Raw genomic sequence first — 22,074 nt, forward strand, 5'->3', positions numbered from 1 at the left:
CCGCCGCTACAACACGTTCGCGAAGATCATCCGAAAGAGGTCGCGTCATCCGATGCCGGCCTCCACTCCAGCCAGCATCTTGAATCACAAAACCGACTGATCCGGAATCCCCTTCGATTCCGTCAAATCAGGAACCGCTCTAAGTGGAACGCTCTCGTCGAGGAATTTGCGCGCCCAGGCGACCACGCCGCGCACGGGATTGTAGCCCCTCCCCTTCGTCGGCTTCCGGAATGCCGTCCGTGCCGTAGAGCGCATCATAGAGTGAGCCCCAGCGCGCATTCGCCATCGGCGAAGACGTGGCGCAGCCACGGGAAGCTGGCCCGAATGGAGACCAGAACGTCGGGAGCGCCGTCGCGGTCCTGGATATCGGCGGTAGGGATGACCGCGCCGACCAGCAAACCCAAGGTGTCGGTGAGGATATGGCTTGCGGCCTTTGATCTTCTTGCCGGCATCGTAACCGCAAGGCCCGCCGCTCTCCGTGGTTTTCACGCTTTGGCTGTCGATCACGCCGGCGCTGGGTGAGGCTTGGCGACCGGCGGCCAGACGCACGCTCATCAGCAGCAGGTGATTGATCGTGCTCCAAAGGCCGCAGTCGCGCCAAGCGTAGAAGTAGCGCTGCAGCGTCGACACNCCGTCAAATCGCTTGAATACCGCAGCCCTTTCCGGGCATGCTTCGCCCGGGTGATATCGGTCCACATGTGCCTCTCCGTCGATGCTTCGCAACACCGACTGAACCACAAGCCGCTGATATCACCCAACTTCTTTTCGGGTCAGACACTTTAGCCTACAAGCCCGGTGAGCCAGGGGTGTGCGCCATGGTCAAAGCCCCGACGCCCAAAGAGGAAGATCGGCGCGGATTTGCCGCGAACGCAAGACCCTGACCGCTGAACGGGTTGAGCATGTAAAAGGGATCAAGGGCTTACAATTCGCTCAGGGGATCAACGATTACGAGCCGTTGCGCCGTGACCGCCGCGCACGGCTGGAAAAACTCAAGACCGGCGCTGGCCGTCATCTGCCGGATACCCTGAGAGCCCAAATCGCCCGTGAGCGGGACATCCGACGCCCGCTACGATGATCGCGCAGCTGAAGGGAATTGGTCCAGAATTCGCTGCGGTCCTCTGGTCCGAAGGACTATTCCGACACTTCGATAATCGAAGACAGTTGGCGCCCTACGCCCGGCTAGCGCCGACCCCTTGGAAGAGCGGGTCGATCGACCACGAACATGGGGTGTCCAAGGCCGGCAATCCGCGGCTGCGAACGACAATGATACAGGGCGCTTGGGCGCGGCTGAGACACCAGCAGGATTCGGCGCTTAGTCGTTGGTACATGAACGGGTCAACCGCAACGGCGGCCGACTCAAAAAGTCGACGATCGCGGCGGTGGCGCGAAAACTCGTTATTGCGCTTTGGAGATATGCAACCAGTGGCGTCGTCATCGAAGGGGCCGTCATGAAGGCTGCGTGAGCTGGAGGCATTACGTAATCCCCTATCCCCAGGACGTCATCACGTCCTGACGGATCCAGGCGGGCGAACCGAGGTCGGGCATGGCTTAAACAGCCGCCGCGTAGAATGGTCTCGTCCTCGGAGCCCCGACCGCCGCAAGCGGGACGATGGTACGGCCGTCTCGTGCGCCGACCGTATGTGAGTTTGAACTGGTACGGAAACGACCGGGTCACAGATCGGGCTCAAACCTGGATATCGAAACAGCCTGTCGGAGACGACTGATGAGTGAAACAGAAGTCTTGACGCGGAAGTGCCCGTGTGAGCCCGACCAGAGCTGCAGCAAAATCGCGCGGCGACGATCATGCGGCCGTCGCCATCGCTTGCGCGCCGAAATAAGCCTCGTCGGGCGTGCGCCCATCAAGGCTCGAATGGGGGCGCCCTCCATTATAGAAGGCGAGATACCGGGCGATCGACGCGCGGGCCTCGGACACGCTGTCGTAGGCGCGCAGATTGACCTCCTCGTATTTAGTCGGCGCTGAAAAACATCTGAAAGCGTTGTAGGGCATAGATTCTCAAGGGGTTTGAAGTATCGGAGAATGCGGGAAATCGAATCCGGTTCGTTCCTTTCCCAGTGTTTTATCGATGCCTCCATCTGGTCCATGACTTTACAAGAATGCTTTTCCGCGAGCGCCTGGATGCGATCCTCAAATGAGGCACCCGCTGGTGCGGCTGTCGGGGGTGATGCCGTGGGCCCGGTTTGATGAGGCGTTCGACCGCTTCTACCGCCCGGTCGGCAGGCCGGCCAAGCTGACGCGATTGATGGTGGCGCTGCATTACCTCAAGCACGTCTACGATGTGTCGGACGAAGAGGTGGTGGAGCGGTGGGTGGAGAATGCGTACTGGCAGTATTTTAGCGGCTTCGAGTCCTAGCACGAGGCGCCATCGACGCCAGCACGATGACGCGTCGGCGCAAGCGGATCGGACCAGAGGGCCTGGAAGAAATGCTGAAGACGAGCGTCGAGGCGGCGCTCGACAGCGGGACCGCCAAGCCGAATTCGCTGGAACGGATCACCGTCGACACGACGGTGCAGCCGAAAGCGATCGCTCATCCGACCGACAGCCGGCTACACCTGAAGGCGATCCAGATCCTGGCGCGCCAGGCGAAGCGGTATGGTGTCGTGCTGAGGCAGAGCCACGCTCGGCTGGCCAAGGCCGCGGCGGTACGCGCCGGCCGCTATGCCCACGCCCGGCAGTTCCGACGGATGCGGCGCGAACTGAAGCGCCTTCGCACCTATCTCGGTCGGGTGTTCCGCGACATCAGCCGCAAGATCGCCGGCAATGGTGAACTCGAGGCCAGGTTCGGTCGGCTGCTCGGGCTGGTCGAGCGGCTGCTGGCCCAGAGGCCGAAGGACAAGAACAAGCTCTATTCGATGCATGCGCCCGAGGTGGCCTGCATCTCGAAAGGCAAAGCCCGCGCGCCCTTCGAGTTCGGCTGCAAGGTCGGGATCGCAACAACCAACCGTGAAGGCCTCGTGCTGGCCGCCAAATCCTTCGAGGGCAATCCGTATGACGGCCACACGCTCGCAGCAACGGTCGATCAGGCCGCGCAGATTGGCGGCGTCGAGCCGGACCGCATCTACGTCGACAAGGGCTATCGCGGCCATGACTATGCCGGTTCGGGTTCGGTGATGATCGCCGGCAGCAAGCGTGGGCTGAGCGCCACCATGAAGCGGGAGTTGAAGCGACGATCGGCGATCGAGGCCACCATCGGCCACATGAAGAGCGACGGGCGGCTGGACCGGAACTTCCTTCTCGGGCATGCTGGCGATGCCATCAATGCGCTGCTCGTGGCCGCCGGCCACAATCTGCGCCTCATCCTCGCCACACTGGCGCTTTGGCGTGCGCTCATCCTGCTGGCTATCGCTGCTTGCGCCGCCAAACCGGATACTTCCTCCCGTCGCTGCGGCACTGCCGCGTCAATGGATTAGCCATTGTTCAGGGCGGACTACATAGGGACCGGTTATTTAATAAATTTAAAGAGCAATAACAAATATTTTACTTTTAATCTGTGCGGCGAGATGCAAAACTGTAGACGTTTAGAGACCTCCATGCAGAGTATACCGGCATCAACTAAAGGAGAACATCTTGAATACGGATTACAACATAAAATATGAGACGGATATTCGTTCAATGTCAGAACTTGAAACATATTTCAGTGAAGATTACTTGTATTTTGCCGATTTGGTAAATCCGTCTGACAGAAATGATCGAGAAGTAGAAGCGATTTGGAAGCTTCTTTCACTTGAACATGGCAACTCAGTTCTCGAACTCGGGTGCGGATATGGGCGGATTACCAACCGGTTGGCGGTAAAGGGAGCGCGGGTAACCGGATTGGATATCTCGCCGATCTTGCTGAAAAAAGCCGAAGCGGATGCGGCTGAACGCCGGGTAGATGTTGAGTATATTCGTGGGGATATGCGCTCACTCCCCTGGCGAGATCGGTTTGACGCGGCCTTTCTGTGGTACACGACGTTTGGCTATTTCGATGAAGCTGATAATGAAAGGGTCCTTCATGAAGCCGCTGCTTCACTTCGAAAGGGCGGGCGTCTGCTAATCGATCAGATCAATCGCTTTTCTTTGCTGCGCGAGCAGTCGCCTACCCACGAGATCGTGCAGCGCGACAATGATCTAAGAATCGATATTATCAACAACGACGCGCTGACCGATCGTCGAAACTGCGAAAGGATCGTCGTCCGTGGTGGTTGTGTGAGACGCATGCGTCTTTCTATCAGACAATATGGGTTTTCCGAATGCATTCGCATGTTGCGAAGCGCGGGGTTCGATTCTGTTGAAGCCTATGGGCAGGAAGGCGGAGAGTTTACTTCCTATGGCCCGCGCCTAGTCGTCGTCGCGTACAAGTAAATGGGCAGTCAGGGCGGTTGCGCGTAGGGCTACAGGCTTGATTCGCGGACGAGTAGTGCGAATCCGGGGTGGAACTGCTCGGCTAGGGAGGGATTCAGATTGAAGGGACAACTCGCCTGTTATTTACGCGTCATGCGAACCATTTCTATGCCGCTTAGGATGATCGCGGCTGATGCTGGTGATTTGAAGCCGAGCATTGGCCGGATGCGGCGCAGTGAGATCAATCCCTTTGACGATCTCGGCTCAACCGGCTTTGCTTTGCCACCAATTCGAGGGTCTTTCACATCAAGTATGACGTCGCGTTTGGACCGCGGACGCTATCAAGTTTCGTTCTCTAAACCACTCTTCTTGTGCAGAAACCAATCCACTAAAAATTTGGCCCGACCGTCAGAAGGGCAATGGCGGCAGCAGGCAACAGTGGGTGATATGACCGTAGGTGATAAGAATTGCGTTGTCCCTCGCCATGGAGTCCCAGTCTGCTGATCCACCGACGCGTCGGACAGTGTCTTGCACGGTATTGACAATGCGTTTGTCGATCGCATTGTGAAGGAACTCCGCACGGTGATGGCCTCGACCTGCCTCGGCACATCAAGGCCCAGCTTCTTCGCGAACTCGGCGGCCTCGAATTACTGATCGAACAGATCAAGGCGGTGGAGGCCGAACGTGGCGCGGTTCTGCCGCAGGACAAGGCGGCCCTGACCGAACCCGCAACGATGTTGCTCGGCATTAAGGGGATCGGCCCAGAATTCGCCAATGTCATCTCCAGCGAATGCCTGTCCCGGCAGACAATCGAAGACAGGTCGCATCCTATGCGGGGCGTGCCGCAAGCCCCTGGGAAAGCGGTTCGATCAATCGTGAGCAGGTGTCTCGAAGGCAGGCAACCCACGTCTTCGAACAGCGATGGTCCAACTCGCATGGCTATGGTTGCGTCACCAACCGAATTCGACACTGAGCCGCTGTTTCCACGAACGGGTGAAGCACAATGCCGGAAAGCGCCGCACTGGAACGCCGGTCTGGAAACCGAACAGTTTTTTCCTGCCCTCGGGCGTGGCGCCGATCAGGACCAGCATGCATTCGGCTTGGTCTTCTATCCGCGCCTGCAGATAGACCCCGTCCGCCCACACATAGACATAGAAAGATCGCGCTTTTGCCAACGCTCGTAGTCGGCGATCCACTCTCCTGTCAGCCGCGTGATCACCGAGGGTGACAGGTTTCGGCGCGTCCTTGCCCACAAGCGCGCTCAGCGCTTCCTGAAATCGCCCGTCGAAACACCGCGCAGGTAGAGAACGGGAAGCAGCGTATCCAGACTTCGCGTCCGACGCGCCCATTTCGGCAGGATCGATGAGGAGAACCGGACCCGATCAACCTCGCCATTTGCGCCGCGATCCCGGATCTTCACCCGGCTGATTGGCACTGGCCTGGATGCTCCGCTCCGGGCTGTGGCCATGCCGCACAATCCGGTCACGGCCGTCGGCGAGCTTGGGATCCCGCATCTCGGGCTAGAAACGTCTCGGCCTCGATCTCGATCGCCTGCGCAAGCAATTGGCCCGCCCCGGTGCGGAGCACCCGTCAGGGGATCATCAATTTCGTCGGGCTGACGAAGACGCAAAACATTGGTAGTCTCGTTCATGGCGTATCGCTCTCCTTGAGAGGTTCTGGCAGGCTTCATCACCCGCCCCGATGCGGAAACTGGGTGATGACGATTTGAGGAGAGCGGCGTGCGGATGGACCAACTCGGTTGTCGGCCGATCAACGTCACCCACTTCATTGCCAGCGCCGTGGTGAAGCTTGCCGAGCTATGGCGTTGACCGATGTGCGCTGCTTCGCTCAGCACCTCGCTCATTTCGACCCCCTGACGGAAGTGCCACCTCAAGACGCTGTGTCGCCGGCGCGGCGGGCAAAGTCCTACATCTATACCGATGCTGAGATCACGGCGCTTCTGGCGGCGGCACTGTCGCTGCCGCCGGCCAACGCCCTGCGTCGCTGGACATATCATTGCTTTTTCAGATTGATAAGGGTGGCCGCGCTACGCCATTCCGAAGCGCTCGACCTACGCCGGGACGACGTCGATCTCGACCAAGGTATCCTCACCATTCGGGAGACGAAGTTCGGCAAGTCGCGGCTGGTCCCGCTCCATGCCACGACGGTCGCCGTGCAGTTGGACTATGCCGCGCGACGCGACGCGCATCTCGTCGCGCCTCGTAGCCCCTATTTCTGTGTCGCCGAGCAGGGCGGCAGATTGCTGTACCAATACGTNCGGAATTTGGGTGACTGGTTTGATCAAGCGGCGCTTTGCGGCTTCATTTCGATGATCTCGATCCCGTCCTGGAACTTGGCATCTCGTCGCGCCTCGTAGCCCCTATTTCTGTGTCGCCGAGCAGGGCGGCAGATTGCTGTACCAATACGTGCACCGGGTGTTCTGGCAGCTGTCGCGACAGATCGGTCTGCGGCAGCGGGGGCAGCGCAATGGTCCGCGGATTCACGATCTGAGGCACCGTTTCGCCGTCCAGGCTCTGACCAACTGGCATCGTGCGGGCGAAGATGAAGATGTAGAGCGGGAACTGCCGGTCCTCTCGACCTTTCTCGGCCACGCCAATGTTCGCGACACCTACTGGTATCTATCCGCCGCGCCGGAGCTAATGACCCGGTTGGAGCGGCTCGATGGGCAGCGTGTCGAGCTGGACGATGGCACCGATGACGGCGGCCTATCAGGGGCCAGACGGGCGAGTACGCCACTTGGTTGACCGTCCTTCATCGCCCAGTCCGATTCCGTGAGCTATCAGTAATTGGCCTGACCCGGGCTCTTTAAGGCGTTGCCGGGAAAACCTTTGCGAATGGCGAACGTCATTGTTCCATCATCCTTGATCCCGCAATCGTAGAACATGCGATCGCGGACAGAATTGTCCCGGTTGAACGTCAGCACTCGCGGTTTGATCTCTACGATCTGATGCTCCTCCATATATGTGGCGGAGCAAATGATTATCTCATCTCCTACTTGGCAGGTGCGGGCAGCGGCTCCGTTCAGCACACAGCAACGAGAACCCCTCCCACCGTAAATGACGTACGTGCTGATTCGCGCGCCTGAAGCCTTATTCCAGATCTCAACGAATTCCAGCGGCAGAATACCCGCCTCATCGCAGTGATCTGGGTCCAGAGTTATTGAACCATGGTAGTTCAGATCCGCGTCGGTCACAGTGATGCCATGAAGCTTGGCGGCAACGACTTTTCTCATCAACAGGTTTCCTTTTTCGGGTATGGTTCACTGCACCGGCGAGCGACTGCAGTATCTTAGTCCGGGACGGGAATTGATCCATGTTCTGCGATAGGTCGAAGGCGGCTTCAATGGATCGGTAATCACGTCGAAAATAGCAGCCATTGTACGCCCGCAGGCGGTGTCGGTCAGGCGCAGTTGGCGCGTTATGAGATGGAGGCATTGGTGGTCTGTCGATGCCCCTCTTCCAGTAGAATGAGATCCGATGCAGACTTGATATGTTCCTTTCCTTCCATGTCAGCGACGACATGAAGGCCAATCGGCACCTTCCGCAGCCTCGCAACCAACCCAGGTAATCGAGCGTGCACTTTGGCGTCGCCGACATCCTGATCGCCGTCGTCGACGGCCTCAAAGGCTTTCCAGAAGCGATCAATGCCGTATCCTCGCAAGTGCAGACCTGTGGGGTGGACGGCCTCCCGCACGGCATCGATGTGCCAGAATGGGGTCGTTGAAGACCTCGTGCAAAGGAGACCGTCCGTGGAGCAAATTATTCGAATCGGTAAGGATACGTCGAAGAATCCGCGGTCGACATCCGGTTCCGCCACTTCGCGACCCCCGCGCCGCTGGGATAAATCGACGTCTATTCCATAGAATGCGGTTTTCTAATGAAGCTATTAGAACCAGATGCGACCAATTGTATCAAGTCGATAACTGTCATTTCGTGATGTGTAAGCATTTTTGTGAATATACTATCTATGGCGAGGCCTGGAATACAGTTGCATTCCAAAAAATAAATATCTGATGTATTTGTAACCCTGAAATCAAAACGGGCTATACTATAGATGTCGATGGCAGATGCGATTGTCCTGGTCACATGTTTAAGCCGAACGGAGATCTCATCTTCCTTGTCGACGATCTTTTTATTAGATAAGTGTCTTAATTGCTTTTCGTAATAGCCAAAGAAGCCGTTTTCTGTTTCGATCTTTACAACAGGAAGCACTATCAATTCTGTTGATGTCACGATACAGCCGCAGGAATAATCATCGCCTGGAACAAATTCCTGCAATAGAGCTGTACTGTCAAACTTAAATATTTTATCAACTAGCGCATAAATATCCGCTTCGTTTGGGAGGAAATTATCGAAAACGGCGGTGTGCAATGACGAACCAAGCGAATTCGGCTTCACGACAATCGGCCCACGAAGTGATTTCGCATGTTGCATTGCGCTTTCCAAGTATATTGGTTTCAGTAACGTTGTCTTTGGCGCTTTCATAGTTTCGGTTGGGAATAGCGACGACACAAATGACGACATTGCGAACTTGTTCATTGTCAACGATGCAACCTGTGGATCGCCGAACGTTCCTTTTAAGCCAAAAAGCGCTGCAAGTGTCTGAACTCCACCGTCTTCGCCGAACTGTCCTGGCAACAAGTTTACAACATATTCGTTGCGCGATCGAATCACATCAAAACTATCTAGCAGTGCACGTCCAGGAAGGATGCTGGTATCGGAGATATACGTCTGCAGTTCGGAAATAGTAAAATCGCTATGGAATGGAAATGTGCGAACAAGGCTATCATCTCGGCTGACGTGGTACATCTGCTTCAGAGAGAATGGTCGTTCGGCAGGAGGAAGAGCCAAGTAGGAGGAAATAATGTGCGTTAAGGACGAGATGGACCCATCATACTCACTCGAGATCCCGCCGAACATGAATGAAACGTCCAAAGACATACTTCTCTCCTTATTCCTGACAGGGTTCACAAATACATTGGTAATTTGTTTTTGAGCACCCGCGAAATTTGGTAGCTTGACTCGGGCAAGGATGCAGCGATCTCGGACTGCCGAACGATGGATAAGGCCCGACTTCAGCGCCGCATTTCGGAAAGACCTCCGATCCCAAGTCAACGAGGTCGGACTGATACCAGTTGGAAACTGCCCGTATCAGGCGGCGTAAGCGGATAGTCTGTAGTACCGTGTGTCTGCCGCTACCAGGCAGGAGCCCGCCTACACTTCGCGTGCGAAAGTTGTTTCGGCGGTCCGAGCCATTCATTTGCAGCGCCATATGGTTCCCAGAGGCAGCAGATAGCGGAGTGCGGTCAGGGCGAGAGCCGTCACAGGCTCCCGACGAGGCGACCACGATGCTGCCGAGCGCCGGGCCTATGGTCCGGACGGTGTTGAAGCCGTCAGAGAGCAGGGTGACGGCAGCGGGAACATCGCGTCGGTCCACAATATTGCCAACCGAGGCTTGCCAAGCGCGATCCTGGAGGGCGCCGCCGCATGCAATTCAAAAGCTGAAGCCGAGGATCAAGCGTAAGCGCTCATTTCCCCGCACGTCGACGGCCTTGCAACAGCTGATCGCTTTCAGACGGACGCGTCCGGGCGGATCAGGCTGCAGCGGTTTTGGCGAAGTTGAAGGGCAGCAGATCGTCGATGGCTGCGTTCTCGGGGCGCTGAGGTAGTTCAGTGAGGACGTGGCGCAGCCACGCTAACGGCTCGACGCCACAGGCGCGGCAGGTCAACATCAGGCTGTAGATGACGGCGCTGGCCCTGGCTCCGTCGACGGTATCGCTGAACAGCCAACTTTCCCGGCCAGTGGCAAAGATTCTGATGTCACGCTCGAGAAGATTGTTGTCGATCGGCATGCTGCCGGTGTAACGCGTCAGATATCCCCATTGGTTCAGGGCGTAGGACACGGCGTCGCCGAGCTTGCTGTCCGGCAAGACTTTTTGGGGCGATGTCGTCGAGCCATGCCTTGAGAGCCTGGAGGATGGGGACACTATGTTGCTGGCGGAAGCGGCGAATGCAGTCATCCCGCGTTTCGCCGTCATCGGGGATTTCGTTCCGCGCCTGCCTTTCAACCCGATAGAGCTGTTCGAAGAACCGGAGCGCCTGTTCCGGCGGGCCGCCGCCTTTCTTCCTCGCCTTTAGGGCATCGACGAAGCGCCGCCTCGAATGGGCCATGCAGCCAAGATGCGTTGCTCCTTCCAGCGTGCGCCAGGCGGAATAGCCGTCACTCATCACGATGCCGCGGTAATCGCCCAAGAAGGTCTGCGGGTGTATCTGGCCGCGACCCGGCTGATAATCGAGCAGCACGATCGGCTCGTCACTGTCCTGGCCGCTCCGGTATGCCCACATGTACGAGGTGCTGGCGGCCTCTCTGTCCATTTCCTTCAGCACCTGGAGCGTGGTCTCGTCGCCATGGATGAGGGGCTGCGATCTGAGCCGCAGCTTCAGCACGTCATAGATGCGGGAGAGATGCTTTTCGCTCGAGCCGATCACCCAGTGGCCCAGAGCGCCACGGCTGACAGGAACNGTCATAGATGCGGGAGAGATGCTTTTCGCTCGAGCCGATCACCCAGTGGCCCAGAGCGCCACGGCTGACAGGAACACCCGCGCGCTCGAAGGCCTGCGCCAGGCGGTAGAGCGGTGTGCCGGCGACGTATTTGTGAACGAGCGCGAAGGCGAGCGTCGAAGCCGTGGCGATGCTGCCCGGCAAGGGTTGCGCGGGCGCGGTCACGACCGGCGTGTTGATGCCGGTACGCTCACAATGGCGGCAAGCATATTTGAACCGCACATTCTNGGCGCGGTCACGACCGGCGTGTTGATGCCGGTACGCTCACAATGGCGGCAAGCATATTTGAACCGCACATTCTGCAGAACCTTCGCCTTCACCTCGATATGAAGTTGCTCGGTAACGGCCTCGCCCATGCGATGCATCTGGTGACGGCAGCAAGGACAAGCCTTCTGGTCGTCGGGAAGGTCATACTCGACACGCTCGCGCGGCAGGTTTTCCGGCAAGGCCTTGCGGCCGCGCTTCTTTCCCGTCGCCCCTTCGGTCGCCGGCAAGCCCGTGTCCGGCAGGACAACGACATCGCCATCTTCGCTGTCGGCGTCATCCTCATCCGCGGCCTGTTCGGCTTCATTGAAGAGGCGGTCAATGTGCTTTTCGCTCTTCGGCGCAAAACGATGCAGTCGTGCAAGCGCCAGCTCTTCCTCGAGTTTGACGACGCGTTCGGCGAGTTGACGGTTCTGCGCNCAAAACGATGCAGTCGTGCAAGCGCCAGCTCTTCCTCGAGTTTGACGACGCGTTCGGCGAGTTGACGGTTCTGCCCCTGCAGCGCAGCAATGCGCGCCATCAACTCTTCAACAGTCGGTTCGCCGGGTCGATTCATCAGATTCTTGAATCGAAAGCATGCCGTCGCGTCAACCGCTCAATTCGAGAGCCCTCAACCCGCAACCTGATATTGCCGCGCCGGATGGCGGACCATCGCATCGATATCGATGCCGTCGAGGATCCAGTGCAATTGCTCGGTCGTAAGCGTGACCACCGCTGCCTCCCGGCGCGGCCACCTGAACCTGTCCTCGGTCAGCCGCTTCAGGACCAGCACAAAGCCCGACCGATCGAAGAACAGGAGCTTCATCCGGTCGCGACGGCGATTGCAGAACGCAAAAACCGCCGGAGCAAACGGATCGAGCGCCATCGTCTCTTGGACCAGAACCGCAAGGCTGTTGATGCCGGCCCGGAAGTCGATCGGCTCGCGGTGCAGGTAGACTTTCAGGTCAGCGCCCAGTCTGAACATGACCCAGTGCTCCGATGGTCGCCGTCAATGCATCCACATCACCGCATTCCAGCGTCAACTTCACGCCGTTCGGCAGCGACGCGCTCACCTTGGCTGGAGAGGAAAAATGCGCTGTCCTTTTCGATGCCGATCCACGCACCCCATCGCAAGTCCCCGGCAAATCCACCGCAGCCATGCTGCTCTGTCGCAGCAAGGCCCGATCGGAAGTGCCTTCAATCTGAACCGGGATAAACGACGGTGATGAGGACGGCGGGAAGGACTGGGTCTCCGCGCGCTTCTTTATCCACTTCCGAAGAAGGTTCGCATTGACCCCATGTTCGAGCGCGAGCCTCGATACCGACACGCCAGGCTCAAGGCAGGCCGAGACAAGACGCTCCTTCGATGCCGGGTCGTATCGGCGTCGCCCGTCCCGACCGACAAGCCTCACCAGCAGTTTCTGCTCATCTTCTTCCATCATGAGGTGTCCACCTATTTTGGTGGACACCTCATGCATCAGAGCACTCAACAGCAAAAGGTGCGGGGAAATTCGCGCTTGCGATCAAGCATGGGTCGGCTAAGCCCAGCGCGACAGATGCGGTCAGCATTGCAGATGCTATTGCATAGGACCGGAAACGACCGGATATAGCTACGCACCTCGGACTCGAGGCGCGCAAAAATTGCGAGGCTCGCATCGCCCGCAGGCGAGAATTTCTTGTTCATAGTGGAAATCTCTTCGGTCATGGAGACGAACTCTCTCGAATTGGCAGCCTGCGGCCGTATCAGGCCAGCTTACAATACGAGGGTCGGACCGATGAATGCCCGCTTCCTGAATGGAGCAGCGTCAGAAGGACGGGGACCGAGTGGGCACCGATTTCGGATATCTTGCCGCCCATGGGCAAAAAGGCCGCCTGCTCGAACCATTCAAGTCGGTTCGCCTCTGCAGCACCGGCGGTAAAAAGCGCGCATGTGGTGCCCTTCATTTCAGATAGGCTGTCGCAAGCCACGTTCTTCGCGCCGTCTACCGTGACATCGAAGTCGGGCTTCAGGAAAGGCTTCTCCACGTCGAAGTTGACGCCCCAGTGCTGATCCACCATGTAGTCGAACCCGGCCGAACGTGTTCTTGACCTTGAGAGCGTAGGCGCTGCCGACATCCTGATTATAGAAGATCGTGTAGTTCACGCCAGCACCGACATATGGCTTGAAGGCAGCAAAGTCGTTCCGGGCTGTGAAGCAGGGACAAAGAGGTACCAGCCCGTCGATGATCATAGTTCCCACGCTCCGCGCCGGGGCCACAGACATAGGCGCCCGAGTTCCATCGGTGCGCATCTTGAAAGATAAGGTGATTGCCATCTTCGGGATGGGAGCTATTGGCGCCCCGGTTGCGATCGAGCTTGCCCGCAACGGCTGTTCCCATCTCACTGTCATCGACCATGACATCGTCGAACCGGGAAACTCGATCAGATGGCCGCTTGGTGCGACCGCCTGGGGAATGCGGAAAACGACCGCTGTCAAGCACCACGTAGAATCCGAATACCCGAGCGTCGAGGTCGAGGAGATCCATCACGCCGTAGGCATGGCCGCAGCGGCCGACGGGAACGGAGGAGACCATTCAGTTCTACCGCCGATTTTTGCGAAGGCGGACGTCGTCATCAATGCAACGGCCTCGTCCGGGATCTCACGTTTGCTGGCCGATCACTGCACGTCCGCCGGCAAGCCGATGATCTCTCTTTTTGGGACGCTCTCATTGAAGGGAGGCGTCGTTGCTGCCTATCAGCCGAAATCCGGCTGTCCAACCTGCCGCGAATTCGCCTATGATAAAGGTTTGATCCAGAAAGCTCCTGGGTCAGGAGAAATCTCCGCGCTAAATCAGCCGGCTGGATGCGCCGAGTTGACCTTCACTGGGGCTTCATTTGATCTTCATGAACTATCCCTGGACGCTGTCCGGTTGACCGGGGACATTCTCTCGCAGCCAGCCGACTTCAAGGAATCCTTGGTTCACACTCTCACATTGCATGACGGCATAAAGCGGGTGCCGCCGTCTTGTCGGGTGGACGGCTTGCCTCCCATGAAGGAATGCGGATGCCAGCCGTAGTGTGAGTGCCTCGGGCGATAATGCAGGACATGCAGATGGATGCCGACCTCTGGTAAGAGCGGGAAACGGGTGGGACCTTCATGGGCTACTGGGCCGAAAGCAACGTTGCCGTCGTAACAGCAATGATCCCGGCCGGGCCCCGAGCATCTCACGACCGAAGCAGCTTTCTCCCTGATCAAAGGTGGCAACAGGCGGAGATTGCGAAGCACTATGAGCGTTCCGGGAGGTTGGACACATATCTCGGGGACTGGCACACCCACCCCAATGCCATTTCGAACCGCCTGAGCTGGACGGATCGAGTATGCCTGAAGACGATCATAAAAACCTCAACGGCGCGAAATCAGAAGCCAGTCATGATGCTCATATGCGGCAAACCGGGTAAATGGTTTTTGCATCCTTGGTTCTGCCAACTGCGGACCAAGTTATTTCTGTTTGAAGTCCTGGACGAGAGAGAAGCGACCGTCCAAGTCTACACGAGTCCCTCTTTTGAAGCAGGCGAGGAGATCGCAAAAGCTTAGCGAAATTCTGGCCACAGGATGAGGGGAGATGGATTATGCCGATTTCGATCTGGGGCAGTGTTCTCGCGGTCAGATGACCGAAATCACGCTCGCGTCGGGAGCCAAATTAAGGTTGCTGGATTTGACGAGTTGCAGCAACTACGGGCGCGAAGAACGATATCAGTATATTAGCAGGGTTGCGAAGCAGCCAGTCCGCCTGCACCTTCCCAAGCGTTGGCATGTAGCCGTCGATACGCAGGGCCTTAAAGGCAGTACCTGTTCCAGCATCAGGAAATTGCCCAGGGCTTTATCCGACTTGCACGAAGCTCAATCTTCTGTTTCGTCCATGGTCAGCGATATTGCGCCGCCGGCCAAATCCACCCTACGGGATTCGCCAATGCCAAGTGTTCATCTCGCACGGGTTCGAGCTTCTGATCCGTGACAGCCTCATACCGAAAATCGATCAGGGGATTGCGAGCAGCATTTCGGCGTGGTCGTATTGTCAGAGCCGTTCCTCAAGAAAGGCTGGACGAACTACAAGCTCGACGGAATCGCCGCTCGGTCTGTCAACCCGGAGCAACAGCTTCTACCCACCTGGCATAAGTGGCCGAAAGCAGTGCTACCAACACGCCTGACGATTGCCGACCTGATCACGTCGGTTATAGCTGTATAGATTACCATGGCCGCGATGCCGATCATCGATCGCAATTCTCAAAGACGAACCATCGGCACGGCGCGACCTCTTCTTGGGTTGGGTGACCCAATTTCAGCCGGGCCGCTGCTCTCCACCAATGCGCTTCGCCCTCTCGAACTGCTCCATCAGCACCTCCTGTGTTGTGCGTGCTGTATTATTTCGAACAAGAGTCCGAGATCGCCCCGTAGTTGGCGAGCCAATGATATGCGCAAACGTCGCAGCATTTGTAAAGACGATCAGCCTGCCCACGTTTGTGTGGTCGGCTTGCAAATGGGGTCTACAGGCCAGGTGGCGCAGAGCAGACACATGGAGGGGGTGAGTCAGGACGATGACGAAGGACATGGCGCTTGTCTTCGATACATTCTTGGAAAAATTGTCGGCGAGTGTCGAGGAGAGCGGTTTTCGCGGAGCCCTGGCCGATGTCGCCTCAAGTCTCGATCTACTCGCCTTTGCCTACCTCTCCATGCCGCCGGGGTCCGATGGCAAGCCCATGCTCATCTCCAACTATCCGGCGCTCTGGAGAGCGCGCTACCTTGAGAACCGGTATCAAGACGTCGACCCGGTCATTTTACGTGCAAGCTATGGCAAAGCCCCATTTCGATGGGGATTTGACCTAAAGGGCTTCGATCTATCCGGAACTCAGCTTGGGTTTTTTTGAGGAAGCAGCGCAGTTCGGCATCCGCTGCGGCGTGACGATCCCGATCATTGATGGCNCTCAGCTTGGGTTTTTTTGAGGAAGCAGCGCAGTTCGGCATCCGCTGCGGCGTGACGATCCCGATCATTGATGGCCGCGGCAATTTTGCGGCGATGACGTTTGCTGCTGACAAGCCCGATCCTGCATACTTTCCCGTGGCGAGAACGCTATGAACAAGGTCTTCCCTTTTTCGCCAGCTGTTTTCATACGTTCGTCCGCTGCAGACTATCGGGCGGTCGAACAGTTGGCGGTGTGTCGTTGACCCCGCGAGAATACGAGTGCCTACAATGGGCAGCGCGCGGCAAGTCCGCCCCAGATATCGGAGTCATCCTGGAGATCTCGCGGCACACGGCCGCATTTCGTCTGGGCAACGTCCGCAAGAAGCTTGGCGTGACAACCACCAGACAGGCGACTACGCGTCTGGCGGCTTCAGGCTTTTCGCTTCCTGATAAGTCAGCTTGAACCTCCGGAACTGCACAGGCTGCCCTTTCGCGAAGGATCGTCTCCAATGGCGAGGAAACTTTTCCCGCTACTGGAGCCTTTGATGATCCAGCTTATTGCGCCTGAGTGCTACGACGACTTTGCTCACGACCTGCATGCAATGCATCGCCTTCGATTCCGCATCTTCAAGGAACGCCTGGACTGGGACGTGCAGGATAATGGCGGCTATGAAATCGATTCCTTCGACGCGCTCAAACCGCACTGCTGCGCGGTTTCCCAACAATGCTATAGCGCGTCCCGAACCTCCGCGCCGTACGGACGACATATTGTCTATTGGCTGACGCGCCGGCCATGACGGTCGAGGGCTTGTCTGAAGAAGCGCTTGGCGATCGGTCCCGTTCTGGCTGGACCAGAACTCGACGAGTTCCGATGCCGCGCTAGAGAAACATCCCGTCTGTGGACCTTGATTTGTCGAAATGCCACTTGCTAGCCCGTCTTATGCATGACGATGGGGCTTTGAGGCTGGCGGATGTAGCTTAAGCGATTGATTTGGCGTAGGATTCGGTTGCTTAGGCCAACCCTTCCACCGCATCTCGCGAGCCACACCCGCCATGACCGAGGATACGTTGCTGCCGCTGTCTTTTCCAGCCGTCGGACGCAAGAAGGTCACAGCTGCGTTTGACGGCGGACGCATCACCTCGGATGGCGGCGTCATGCTTTTGGCCGCGGCCGAGCGACGCCTGCAACTGGCCGACAGGCTGGCCGCTGCGATCCACGATCCGCGCGATCCAGCGCGCGTGACGCACGCTATGGCCGACATCCTGCGTGCCCGGATCTTTGCCATCGCCTGCGGCTACGAGGATGCCAACGATCTCGACCGGCTGCGCACCGATCCGGCCTTCAAGCTCGCCTGCGGGCGGCTGCCCGACAGCGGGATTGATCTGGGCTCGCAGCCGACCTGTTCGCGGCTGGAGAACCTGCCCGACCTCAGGACCGTCATCCGGCTCGGCTGGGTGCTGGTCGATCTGTGGCTGTCGAGCTATGCCGCGCCGCCGAAAAGCGTCACGCTCGACATCGATGATACGCTGGATGTCGTTCACGGCCATCAGCAGCTCTCGCTCTTCAACGCCCACTACGACGAGCGTTGCTTCCTGCCGATCCACATCTACGACGCCGCGACAGGACGCCCGGTCGCGATGATCCTGCGTCCTGGCAAGACCCCGACGGGCAAGGAGATCCGCGGCCATCTGCGCCGTCTCGTGCGCCGCATCCGCGCGCGCTGGCTGACCACCCGCATCCTGATCCGTGGCGACAGCCATTACGGCCGGGCGCAAGTCATGGCCTGGTGCGAGAACAATGCGATCGACTACCTCTTCGGCCTACCCGGCAACAAGGTTCTGCAGCGGCTCGTCGACGAGAGCGCCGACGACATCCGCACCCGCCGCGCGCTCGAGCGCAAGTCTGTGCTGCGCGGCTATGCCGAGACCCGCTACAAGGCGAAGTCCTGGAAGGCCGAACGCCGCACCTGCGCTCGCATCGAGGCAACCACCCTCGGCCTCGACATCCGCTTCGTCGTCACCAATCTCGACAAAGGCTCCGCCGAGCACATCTACGACGTGATCTACTGCGCCCGCGGCCAGGCCGAAAACCTGATCAAGATGCACAAGAGCCAACTCGCCTCCGACCGCACCTCCTGCCGCTCACCGATTGCCAATCAGGTCCGTCTTGTCCTGCACACCGCCGCATACTGGTTAATGCTCACCCTGCGCGAGGCGGTGCCCACGACCCATCATCTGCGCAACGCCGAGTTCGCTACGCTGCGGCTCAGGCTGCTCAAGCTCGGCGCCCGCGTCATCGAAACCGTCTCGCGCATCCGCCTGGCCTTCGCCGCCGCCTGTCCCGAGGCAAGTCTGTTCCGGGCGATCGCCAGCAATCTGCTACCGGCAGGACCATGACCGCCGGGGCAGCGGGCCCCGCCGAACCACACAGCTTCCACCCTCCAGCGCGTTCACAAGTCCAGACACAGCCGCGGTGAAAAAGACGCCGAGCCGCCACCTGTCCGCCGCTCAGCGGCAAACAAACCCAGATCCCTCATGAATAAGACGGGCTAGATGCCGTAATGGGCCGGCCTTCGCGAGCATAGCCAGGTTGGGTGGCTGTCCCTCAGAATGACGGTGTTGAAACGGAGTCCGAGCGATCGCTCCAGCATCATGAGAGGAACAGCCATGGAACACTATGTGGGAATCGATGTCTCTCTGGAAGAGAGCAGCGTGTGCATTGTTGACGCGACCGGAACGATCGTGCGCGAGATCAAGATCGCCAGCGAGCCGGAGGCGCTGGTCCGCTATCTCGACGAACTGGAATTGTCTGTTAGTCGCATTGGGCTAGAGGCTGAGCCATGATCGCAGTGGCTGCATGCCGGGCTTGTGGCCGCCGGACGCGATGCGATTTTGCTCGAGACACGGCACGTGAAGGCGGCGCTCTCGGCTATGACGGTGAAGACCGACCGGAAAGATGCACGCGGGATCGCCCCACTACTTCGGATGGGATGGTACCGCCCGGTTCATGCCAAATCGGTGACTTGCAAGGATAGCCGAGCCCTTCTTGTTGGACGCAAGCTTCTGCAAGGCAAGCTTCTCGACGTCGAACTGAGCATCCGCGGGATCTTGCGCGGTTACGGGCTGAAGGTCGGAGACGTCAGTCGTGGAAGGTTTGAGGCGCGTATCCGGGAACTGACAGCAGGGCACGTCGCTCTGGAGACGGTGATCGGTGCGATGCTGGCGGCCCGGACGGCGTTGTGGTGCGAGTTCACCAAACTCCATCGCGAGATGCTGAAGATCGCGCGCGCTGATAAGGTTTGCCGCAGATTGATGAGCACACCTGGCGTTGGTGCAACAACTTCATAATGCCCGCTATCAGTCGGATGAAGCGATTATCCGCTATCGATTTCATCCCGGTCGCGGGGAAGCGGTTATTGTTGCCGGGCGCGATCGCCATGGTGACGAGGTCGCTCTGATCATCCGCCAGCCTGATGGCACCCTGGTGCAGTTGCCGATCTGGATGACGGAGGATCGTGCGGTGGCGATGATGGTGACGGAGAGTCCACGTCTGCCACTGACGAATCTGCGCGAACTTCGTCTGCCTGTCTAAGCTTGCTACGCGACGATTCCCGTTGCGAACGAGGAGACAAGCATGAAGCATCGTCAATCCTGTCACGCCAACTCGATCTCTTCGTGGCCAAGACCCCAGCGGCACCGATAGCACCGGCCGAGCGGACGAAGCTGTTGCCAAAGGTGAGTGCGCTGCTGTCGGAAGCACGCGGCGCAGCCGCAGCGACGGAGGCCGGCGATGAAGATCACGTCTGACCACCTGGCGCGCGGCGCCTTTATCTACATCCGCCAATCGACCGTCGACCAGCTTGCCAACAATCATGAGAGCCGGCGGCGTCAATATGGTCTTGCCGAGCGCGCCCGTGCTCTTGGCTGGACGGATGTGACAGTTATACCTTGGCCGCTCGTGTTCGGGCGTCAGTCGTCCGGGCTTCGAGAAGCTGCTGTCAGCGATCTGTGAAGGCGGCCGTGTCGGTGCTGTGTTCGCAATCGAAGTGTCGCGTCTGGCGCGCAACGGACGCGACTGGCACACGCTGATCGAATTTTGCGGTCTGGTTGACGCGGTGATCGTCGATGAGGATGGCATCTACGAACCCCGCCATCCAAACGATCGGTTATTGCTTGGCATGAAAGGGACGATGAGCGAGCTCGAACTGTCGCTCCTGCGGGCCCGTTCGATGGAAGCCTTGAAGCAGAAAGCACGGCGGGGCGAGCTCTTATGCCGGACACACTGTTGCGGATGATCCGCGCGGCCGGGTTCGAGCCCGCCGCAAGCGCCGCGTGTGGTCGGCATCGACGACTGGGCCTGGCGCAAGGGGCTGCGCTACGGGATCATCTGCGATCTGGAGCGCAACTGCGTGTTGGATCTATTGCCGGATCGAAATGCCGAAACGGTCGCATCATGGCTGGAACGCTATCCTGGCATCGAGATCATCGCGCGCGATCGTGCCGGCGTTTATGCTGAGGGCGCCCGTCGCGGTGCGCCCGATGCAACGCAGGTCGCCGACCGCTGGCAAGCGCGCCTTTTCCTTTGGCGGGCGCGGCCGCCAGGCCTCAATAAAGTGCTCGTAGCTCTTCTGGGCCTGCTCGGCGATGCGCATCTCCTGGTTTCGGAGATCCTTGATATTGTAGGCATACGCGGGTCCGCGACTGTTGCCTTTCTTCTGCGGCTTGCCGGCCTGCAACTGCATGCCGCGCACCTTGTGGGCGACGAGACTTGGTCGCGCCCAGAGGTAGTCCTCCTCCTTCGTCAGCAGATGCCAGCATAGAACCGTCAGCTTGCGCGCTACAGCGACGGCGGCAACCTGATGGCCGCGCCTGGCGCGGATACGGACGAAGAACGCATGCAGCGGACCCGGGGCCTTGGCGGCCGCCCAGGCGGCCTCCACCAGCATCGCGCGGGCGTGGCTGCGTCCGATCTTGCTGATCCGGCCATGATGTGCGGCGCCGAGGCCCGACTGATGCACACGCGGATTGAGGCCGAAATAGCTGACCAGCTTCTGGGGGCTCTTGAAGCGAGCGATGTCGCCGATCGCCGCCATCAGCCCCGCTGCCACGGCCAGGTTAACGCCGGTAATAGTGAGCAGACGCCTGATCGCTGGATCGTCTAGTGTGGTCTCGGCAATCTCCCGGTCGAGGATCGCCAGGTCCTCGGCAAGCCGATCGAGTTCGCGCACATGCCGCTCGATCGCGAAGCGCTCATCGTCGGGCACTGGCTGGCGCGCCAGCCAGGCGCGGCCGCGGACGTTGAACAGATCGGCGTGCGGACACTTCGGGATCAGGTGCGCATGCAGGATCGCATGCACCTCATTCTTGGTCCGGGTCCGATGCCGCACGACCTGATAGCGCCGCGCGACCAGCCTGCGCATTCGCTCGGTGGCGGCATCCGGCGTCCAGATCTCCGGCAGATAGCCTGCGGCGTACAGGCTGGCCAAGCCGATCGACCAACCCGATCGAGAGCGTCTTTGCCACCGTTCGCCACCGCACCGTGCGCGCGAAAGGCTTCGTGTCGGCGAAAACTGCCAGGCTGATGGACGTCAAGCTCGTCATGCCGCCGCCAAATCCTGACGAAGATTGAAGGGACAAAAACAGTTGCCCAAACTGCTCGCAGGTGCCAAGTTCCAGGACGGGATCGAGATCATCGAAATGAAGCCGCAAAGCGCCGCTTGATCAAACCAGTCACCCAAATTCCGNTCCAGGACGGGATCGAGATCATCGAAATGAAGCCGCAAAGCGCCGCTTGATCAAACCAGTCACCCAAATTCCGTCATAGCTCCGTTCGGTCCAGCCGCAGGCTTTGCTCCAAGGCTTGATATTTCAAACGATACCAGTTTCTGCAGCTCGTATTTTAGCAGCCGACGCATTTTGGCGCAAACTCTTCGTGTCGAGGTGCTACCCATTTTGAGATGTCATCT

Annotated in this window: 17 protein-coding genes and 15 pseudogenes; 20 read left to right on the plus strand and 12 right to left on the minus strand. The window is 58.8% G+C overall.

From position 1 onward, the window contains the following. Nucleotides 1-281 precede the first annotated feature (281 nt). Nucleotides 282-698, minus strand: a pseudogene (locus X744_RS01000000170570) (transposase); the annotation flags it as partial. 81 nt (nucleotides 699-779) lie between these two features. Here X744_RS01000000170570 and X744_RS1000000173080 point away from each other — a divergent pair. Continuing rightward, nucleotides 780-1,463: pseudogene (locus tag X744_RS1000000173080) on the plus strand (transposase); the annotation flags it as partial. A gap of 338 nt (nucleotides 1,464-1,801) precedes the next feature. On the opposite strand, the pseudogene X744_RS140760 reads toward X744_RS1000000173080, so the two are convergent. Then, nucleotides 1,802-1,969, minus strand: a pseudogene (locus X744_RS140760) (integrase core domain-containing protein); the annotation flags it as partial. 115 nt (nucleotides 1,970-2,084) lie between these two features. On the opposite strand from X744_RS140760, the pseudogene X744_RS01000000170580 reads away from it, so the two are divergent. Further along, nucleotides 2,085-3,346: pseudogene (locus X744_RS01000000170580) on the plus strand (IS5 family transposase); the annotation flags it as partial. A 241-nt stretch (nucleotides 3,347-3,587) separates the two neighbouring features. After that, entirely contained in the window at nucleotides 3,588-4,364 is a 777-nt protein-coding gene (locus X744_RS140755; protein ID WP_050589619.1) for a class I SAM-dependent methyltransferase, read from the plus strand. 29 nt (nucleotides 4,365-4,393) lie between these two features. Here X744_RS140755 and X744_RS1000000174700 read toward each other — a convergent pair. Next, nucleotides 4,394-4,576, minus strand: a pseudogene (locus tag X744_RS1000000174700) (hypothetical protein); the annotation flags it as partial. 348 nt (nucleotides 4,577-4,924) lie between these two features. On the opposite strand from X744_RS1000000174700, the pseudogene X744_RS1000000175730 reads away from it, so the two are divergent. Continuing rightward, a pseudogene (locus X744_RS1000000175730) lies at nucleotides 4,925-5,357 on the plus strand (transposase); the annotation flags it as partial. Nucleotides 5,358-5,368: 11 nt separating this feature from the next. Here the strand turns inward: X744_RS1000000175730 and X744_RS1000000173090 are convergent. Next, nucleotides 5,369-5,994, minus strand: a pseudogene (locus tag X744_RS1000000173090) (transposase); the annotation flags it as partial. 168 nt (nucleotides 5,995-6,162) lie between these two features. On the opposite strand from X744_RS1000000173090, the gene X744_RS01215 reads away from it, so the two are divergent. After that, on the plus strand, nucleotides 6,163-6,720 hold the full coding sequence (locus tag X744_RS01215) for a tyrosine-type recombinase/integrase (protein ID WP_023762970.1): 558 nt from the start codon (nucleotides 6,163-6,165) through the stop codon (nucleotides 6,718-6,720). Continuing rightward, a pseudogene (locus X744_RS140745) lies at nucleotides 6,713-7,108 on the plus strand (hypothetical protein); the annotation flags it as partial. The gene X744_RS01215 and the pseudogene X744_RS140745, both read left to right, overlap by 8 nt. 35 nt (nucleotides 7,109-7,143) lie before the next feature. Here X744_RS140745 and panD read toward each other — a convergent pair. Continuing rightward, nucleotides 7,144-7,596 carry an aspartate 1-decarboxylase gene (gene panD, locus X744_RS140740; RefSeq protein WP_031261405.1) on the minus strand — a complete coding sequence of 151 codons (453 nt, stop codon included), beginning with the start codon at nucleotides 7,594-7,596 and terminating at the stop codon, nucleotides 7,144-7,146. Nucleotides 7,597-7,937: 341 nt separating this feature from the next. On the opposite strand from panD, the gene X744_RS1000000174705 reads away from it, so the two are divergent. Further along, on the plus strand, nucleotides 7,938-8,087 hold the full coding sequence (locus X744_RS1000000174705; protein WP_198032297.1) for a transposase: 150 nt from the start codon (nucleotides 7,938-7,940) through the stop codon (nucleotides 8,085-8,087). Nucleotides 8,088-8,215: 128 nt separating this feature from the next. Here X744_RS1000000174705 and X744_RS140730 read toward each other — a convergent pair whose 3' ends face one another. The 6 genes and pseudogenes from X744_RS140730 to X744_RS1000000173115 all read right to left on the minus strand — a co-directional run. After that, nucleotides 8,216-9,304: a hypothetical protein gene (locus X744_RS140730; protein ID WP_023762974.1), complete on the minus strand. Its 1,089-nt coding sequence runs from the start codon at nucleotides 9,302-9,304 to the stop codon at nucleotides 8,216-8,218. A gap of 10 nt (nucleotides 9,305-9,314) precedes the next feature. After that, complete coding sequence (locus X744_RS1000000175735; protein ID WP_245266875.1) at nucleotides 9,315-9,800, minus strand: MFS transporter; 486 nt, start codon at nucleotides 9,798-9,800, stop codon at nucleotides 9,315-9,317. A 157-nt stretch (nucleotides 9,801-9,957) separates the two neighbouring features. Next, nucleotides 9,958-11,745: pseudogene (locus X744_RS01000000170590) on the minus strand (IS66 family transposase). A 54-nt stretch (nucleotides 11,746-11,799) separates the two neighbouring features. Further along, nucleotides 11,800-12,153, minus strand: a complete 354-nt coding sequence (gene tnpB, locus X744_RS140725; RefSeq protein WP_023762979.1) for an IS66 family insertion sequence element accessory protein TnpB — start codon at nucleotides 12,151-12,153, stop codon at nucleotides 11,800-11,802. Continuing rightward, complete coding sequence (locus tag X744_RS1000000173105) at nucleotides 12,134-12,607, minus strand: transposase (RefSeq protein ID WP_156938654.1); 474 nt, start codon at nucleotides 12,605-12,607, stop codon at nucleotides 12,134-12,136. The genes tnpB and X744_RS1000000173105 overlap by 20 nt, the downstream gene beginning before the upstream one ends. Before the next feature lie 538 nt (nucleotides 12,608-13,145). Next, a pseudogene (locus X744_RS1000000173115) lies at nucleotides 13,146-13,347 on the minus strand (OmpW family outer membrane protein); the annotation flags it as partial. A gap of 112 nt (nucleotides 13,348-13,459) precedes the next feature. On the opposite strand from X744_RS1000000173115, the gene X744_RS140720 reads away from it, so the two are divergent. The 12 genes and pseudogenes from X744_RS140720 to X744_RS1000000174710 form a co-directional block, all read left to right on the plus strand. After that, nucleotides 13,460-14,224, plus strand: coding sequence for a ThiF family adenylyltransferase (locus X744_RS140720; RefSeq protein WP_198032296.1), 765 nt, complete (start codon nucleotides 13,460-13,462; stop codon nucleotides 14,222-14,224). 71 nt (nucleotides 14,225-14,295) lie between these two features. After that, nucleotides 14,296-14,742 (plus strand): annotated as a pseudogene (locus tag X744_RS01000000170600) (Mov34/MPN/PAD-1 family protein); the annotation flags it as partial. Between the two features lie 28 nt (nucleotides 14,743-14,770). Then, nucleotides 14,771-15,163 carry a DUF1883 domain-containing protein gene (locus X744_RS1000000173120; protein ID WP_084025781.1) on the plus strand — a complete coding sequence of 131 codons (393 nt, stop codon included), beginning with the start codon at nucleotides 14,771-14,773 and terminating at the stop codon, nucleotides 15,161-15,163. 580 nt (nucleotides 15,164-15,743) lie between these two features. Further along, nucleotides 15,744-16,073, plus strand: a complete 330-nt coding sequence (locus X744_RS1000000176145) for an autoinducer binding domain-containing protein (RefSeq protein ID WP_023762984.1) — start codon at nucleotides 15,744-15,746, stop codon at nucleotides 16,071-16,073. A 62-nt stretch (nucleotides 16,074-16,135) separates the two neighbouring features. Continuing rightward, on the plus strand, nucleotides 16,136-16,282 hold the full coding sequence (locus X744_RS1000000176150) for an autoinducer binding domain-containing protein (protein WP_280948975.1): 147 nt from the start codon (nucleotides 16,136-16,138) through the stop codon (nucleotides 16,280-16,282). A gap of 79 nt (nucleotides 16,283-16,361) precedes the next feature. Next, nucleotides 16,362-16,571, plus strand: coding sequence for a helix-turn-helix transcriptional regulator (locus X744_RS1000000175745; RefSeq protein WP_245266878.1), 210 nt, complete (start codon nucleotides 16,362-16,364; stop codon nucleotides 16,569-16,571). 82 nt (nucleotides 16,572-16,653) lie between these two features. Then, complete coding sequence (locus X744_RS1000000175750) at nucleotides 16,654-16,905, plus strand: acyl-homoserine-lactone synthase (RefSeq protein WP_245266876.1); 252 nt, start codon at nucleotides 16,654-16,656, stop codon at nucleotides 16,903-16,905. A 256-nt stretch (nucleotides 16,906-17,161) separates the two neighbouring features. Continuing rightward, nucleotides 17,162-18,505: an IS1380 family transposase gene (locus tag X744_RS140715; protein ID WP_023762987.1), complete on the plus strand. Its 1,344-nt coding sequence runs from the start codon at nucleotides 17,162-17,164 to the stop codon at nucleotides 18,503-18,505. A 213-nt stretch (nucleotides 18,506-18,718) separates the two neighbouring features. After that, nucleotides 18,719-19,444 (plus strand): annotated as a pseudogene (locus X744_RS01000000170610) (transposase); the annotation flags it as partial. Then, nucleotides 19,437-19,700 carry a hypothetical protein gene (locus X744_RS140710; protein ID WP_023762990.1) on the plus strand — a complete coding sequence of 88 codons (264 nt, stop codon included), beginning with the start codon at nucleotides 19,437-19,439 and terminating at the stop codon, nucleotides 19,698-19,700. The pseudogene X744_RS01000000170610 and the gene X744_RS140710, both read left to right, overlap by 8 nt. Before the next feature lie 198 nt (nucleotides 19,701-19,898). Next, a pseudogene (locus X744_RS01000000170615) lies at nucleotides 19,899-20,376 on the plus strand (recombinase family protein); the annotation flags it as partial. Nucleotides 20,377-20,384: 8 nt separating this feature from the next. Continuing rightward, nucleotides 20,385-20,673: pseudogene (locus tag X744_RS1000000174710) on the plus strand (transposase); the annotation flags it as partial. Here the strand turns inward: X744_RS1000000174710 and X744_RS140700 are convergent. Beyond that, nucleotides 20,560-21,594, minus strand: a complete 1,035-nt coding sequence (locus tag X744_RS140700) for an IS110 family transposase (RefSeq protein WP_023762993.1) — start codon at nucleotides 21,592-21,594, stop codon at nucleotides 20,560-20,562. The pseudogene X744_RS1000000174710 and the gene X744_RS140700 sit on opposite strands and share 114 nt — an antisense overlap. 2 nt (nucleotides 21,595-21,596) lie before the next feature. Here X744_RS140700 and X744_RS1000000175755 point away from each other — a divergent pair. After that, a pseudogene (locus X744_RS1000000175755) lies at nucleotides 21,597-21,829 on the plus strand (IS256 family transposase); the annotation flags it as partial. Nucleotides 21,830-22,074: the final 245 nt, after the last annotated feature.

The organism is Mesorhizobium sp. LNHC252B00, from assembly GCF_000502955.1.
In the GTDB taxonomy this organism is placed as follows: domain Bacteria; phylum Pseudomonadota; class Alphaproteobacteria; order Rhizobiales; family Rhizobiaceae; genus Mesorhizobium.

Bases quoted from the DNA above. Each gene is read 5' to 3' on its own strand.
- panD (WP_031261405.1), bottom strand. From the start codon at position 7,596: ATGAGAAAAGTCGTTGCCGCCAAGCTTCATGGCATCACTGTGACCGAC.
- X744_RS140730 (WP_023762974.1), bottom strand. From the start codon at position 9,304: ATGTCTTTGGACGTTTCATTCATGTTCGGCGGGATCTCGAGTGAGTAT.
- tnpB (WP_023762979.1), bottom strand. From the start codon at position 12,153: ATGTTCAGACTGGGCGCTGACCTGAAAGTCTACCTGCACCGCGAGCCG.
- X744_RS1000000173105 (WP_156938654.1), bottom strand. From the start codon at position 12,607: ATGGAAGAAGATGAGCAGAAACTGCTGGTGAGGCTTGTCGGTCGGGAC.
- X744_RS1000000173120 (WP_084025781.1), top strand. From the start codon at position 14,771: ATGGATTATGCCGATTTCGATCTGGGGCAGTGTTCTCGCGGTCAGATG.
- X744_RS1000000176145 (WP_023762984.1), top strand. From the start codon at position 15,744: ATGACGAAGGACATGGCGCTTGTCTTCGATACATTCTTGGAAAAATTG.
- X744_RS1000000175750 (WP_245266876.1), top strand. From the start codon at position 16,654: ATGATCCAGCTTATTGCGCCTGAGTGCTACGACGACTTTGCTCACGAC.
- X744_RS140715 (WP_023762987.1), top strand. From the start codon at position 17,162: ATGACCGAGGATACGTTGCTGCCGCTGTCTTTTCCAGCCGTCGGACGC.